Below are 472 nucleotides of genomic sequence, written 5' to 3' on the forward strand. Positions count from 1 at the left end.
GTCCCGGGTCCCGCACACCGCGAAGACCTTCCAGGGCCCGCTGCTGGTCAACCCGGGCGGGCCGGGCGGCAGCGGGCTGTCGATGGCCGGGTTCGTGGCGTCGGCGCTGCCGGAGAAGGTGGCCGCCCAGTACAACGTGATCGGGTTCGCCCCGCGCGGGGTGGGGAAGAGCACCCCGGCGCTGAACTGCCTGCCCGGCCACTCCGATCCCGTACGCCCCGACTCGGTGCCCGCCTCCTACCGGGCCGAGCGGGTCAACCGCGACCGGGCGGCGGCCTTCGCCCGCGCCTGCGGGGAGAAGCACGGCGATGTGCTGCCGTACATGGACACCGTCAGCGCCGCCAAGGACCTCGACGTGATCCGCCGGGCGCTGGGCGCGGAGCGGATCAACTACTTCGGTTACTCGTACGGTACGTACCTGGGCGCGGTCTACGCGAAGCTGCACCCGGAGCGGGTGCGGCGCCTGGTCCTG

1 protein-coding gene is annotated in these 472 nt (G+C 73.3%); it reads left to right on the forward strand.

The window, feature by feature from the left end; all coding sequences use genetic code 11:
* On the forward strand, positions 1 to 472 hold a 472-nt coding region (locus V2J85_RS40480; RefSeq protein WP_330824372.1), incomplete at both ends, for an alpha/beta fold hydrolase.

Source organism: Streptomyces bugieae, assembly GCF_036352915.1.
Classification (GTDB): Bacteria; Actinomycetota; Actinomycetes; order Streptomycetales; family Streptomycetaceae; genus Streptomyces; species Streptomyces endophytica.